The following is a 2,689-nucleotide window of genomic DNA, read 5'->3' as shown; positions in this document are numbered from 1 at the left end:
GTGTCAGCGGGATCCTCTACGCTGCTTCTTCACAAGCGGCTGTCGGTTCCGGCCGGGCACCGCGGCTGGAGCATGCCGTCACGGAGGCAATGTGCAAGATCTTTAAGACCGCTTGGCGGCAGCGTCGACGTCGGTCTGTGCCGGGCTCGCCCGGCGCGTGCCTTCCGGGGTTCCCGGTCGGTCCGCGCTGGGCGGGTCCGTTGCCACCGGTCGTCCCGTTGCGGAGTTACGACACCCGACGGGGTGTGTGGTGGGGCAGGGCAGGCAGGCGCAGCGGCCAGTGCTCCCGGTGACCGACCCGTGCCGAACGGCACGGGCGGCTCGGGTGCGCTGAGCGTTCGGGAAGAACGACGGGAAGCAATGTTTGGCAACGCGGACGAGACCCGGTTCCGGGATTTCGTGCAGGGTACCTGGGGGAGCTTCGCCACACCGGCGGGGCGGGTCGACTACATCATGACCAAGGCGCGGTTGGGTGAGGACTCGGACGCGCCCGAGCGGGTGCTGACCAAGAACCTCGCCCCGGTGCGCGAGGTGATGGAAGCCGGTGACCTGGACTTCGACCAACTGCTCCAGCGCGACCTGGACGACCACCGGGTGGCGGTCAAACTGGTCCCGTACCTGCTGGAGCGCAAGGCGACCGGACCCGCCTTCTTCCCGCCGATCGTCGCGGTGCTGCTCCCCTTCAAGTCGAAGCAGCCCACCTCGTTCCAGGCGTTGAGCGCGAACACGCTGGTGCAGGACGCCGGAACGAACTGGCAGCAGGAACAGGCAGGCAGGGCGTTCCGGGTCCAGCGGCACGCCCTGAGCAGCGGGCAGTTGGACTCGACGAGCTTCGGCAAGCTGTGGTGGAACGACAGCGAGGCGAAGCTGGTGGTCCTGGACGGCCAGCACCGGGCGATGGCACTGCTGGCCATCGAGCGGACCATGACGCGCAGTTGGCAGGGCTCTCCCGGCGAACGGTTCCGTTCGTTCTACGAAGGGCCGGTGGAGCAGGCCCTGAGCCGCTACGCGGGGCTCGAACTGCGCGACGTGGAAGTGCCGGTGACGGTGTGCTGGTTCCCCGACGAAACCGGGCCGGACAGCAATCCGCACGGAGCCGCCCGCAAACTCTTCGTCGACGTCAACAAGGAGGCCCGGCCCCCGTCCAAGTCGCGGATCATCCTGCTGTCGGACGCCGAGCTCGGCAACGTGCTGACCCGCAAGGTCCTCAGCGACCTGCGTGAGGAGAACGAGCGGCAGCTGCCGATCTGCGCGGTGGAGTACGACAACCCCGAGACGAACACGACGCAGTCGGCCCGCTGGTCGGCGCTGACCAACATCCACCTGCTGAAGCGGGCGGTCGAGGTGTGCGTGTTCGGGCCACCGCAGACGCTGCAGGAGGTGGGGGCGCGTTTCACCGGCGGCCGGCGCCCGATCTCCGAGATGAACGGGTTCATGCGCGAGCAGTTGGAGCTGGAGACGGTCTTCCCCGAGCCGGTCGCGGACGGCGGTTTCGTATACGCGCCGACCGAGATCACCAACACGCACTTCCCGCTCGGCCGGGTCGACGAGATCAGTGACCGGTTCTCCCGGACATGGGGTGCCGCCCTGATCGCGCTGCTGTCGCGGACGCATCCGTACGCCGCGCACGCCACCGCGTTGAAGCAGGTCCGCGGGCAGTGGTACCAGGGCGACGCGGCGCAGCGCCTGGCCCTGGACGCCCTGTTCAACGGCGTGGGCGTGTTCTGGACGCTGCGGGACGGCTACGAGCACTTCCAGGAGCAGCAGCAGCGGGCGAAGGAGGCGGGCACCAAGATCGACAAGTCTGCCAAGTCCGATGTGATCCTGGCTTGGGAGATCCTGCGGGACCGCAAGGAGAGCTTCGAAGCCGCCCGAGCGGCGGTCTACCGGGGCAGCACGCGTCCCGAGGCGGTCGTGGAGAGCGAGGCCGCCTTCGCGGTCTTCAACACCCATGCCTGCCAGCTGGGCATGGCGCTGGCGCTCGGTTCCCTATGGGAGCTGCGCAAGCAGCAGGGCACGGGCCTGAAGCTGGAGGAGCTGCCGGAGTTCGCGCAGAGCCTGGCCGCCGGCTGGAACGCGTACTTCGCCCAGGAAGCGGGCAAGGCGAAGGACCGGCGACTGGCCTTCAACAAGTCCGTCGAGAAGGACAAGGCCGACGGCCGGGGCGGGCCGCGCAACCTCCTGAACCAGATCACCAACATGGACACGCCGCAAGCCGTGTACTTCCGCTACTTCTGGCTGCAGGCGCTGGAGCCCGAGGAAGCGTGGGAGCCGCTGGCACGCTGGTTCGACGGACGTTCCGCGTTCCGGCAGATGCTGTACAAGGCCCGCGGCCTGTACCTGGACTACTGCATCGACCAGAAAGCGAAGGCCCTCAAGGTGGGCCAGCCCTCCCTCTCCCACCAGAAGCAGGAGGTGCTCGCCGAACGACAGGCTTCCGACAGCCTGTCCAAGGCGCTCAAGGACTGGTTCGAGGTCACGCAGGAGGAGTTCACCTCCTGGAAGCTGTGGTACGGCCAGTCGAAGTCGCCCCAGGGCTCGACGGCCGGTGAGGTCGCTCCGTCCGTCGGCGTGGTCGGCGGTTGAGCGCGATGGTGGGCGAGGGCGACGCGGGAAGCGCGACAATCGAAGGGACGGCGACCGGACGCACCCATCGCATCCGGCAGTGGGCTTCCGCCCACGGCTTCGC

Annotated in this window: 1 protein-coding gene; it reads left to right on the top strand. The window is 68.4% G+C overall.

All coding sequences use genetic code 11. From position 1 onward, the window contains the following. Nucleotides 1-360: 360 nt before the first annotated feature. Nucleotides 361-2,586 carry a hypothetical protein gene (locus ACFUEL_RS38115; RefSeq protein WP_380242567.1) on the top strand — a complete coding sequence of 742 codons (2,226 nt, stop codon included), beginning with the start codon at nucleotides 361-363 and terminating at the stop codon, nucleotides 2,584-2,586. Nucleotides 2,587-2,689 lie beyond the last annotated feature (103 nt).

This window comes from Kitasatospora sp. NPDC057198, from assembly GCF_042670125.1.
Lineage (GTDB): Bacteria > Actinomycetota > Actinomycetes > Streptomycetales > Streptomycetaceae > Kitasatospora.
This window is presented reverse-complemented; position numbering and strand designations above follow the sequence as displayed.

What these genes read in the sequence shown, in the direction of transcription:
- ACFUEL_RS38115 (WP_380242567.1), top strand. Translation starts at nt 361, where the DNA reads ATGTTTGGCAACGCGGACGAGACCCGGTTCCGGGATTTCGTGCAGGGT.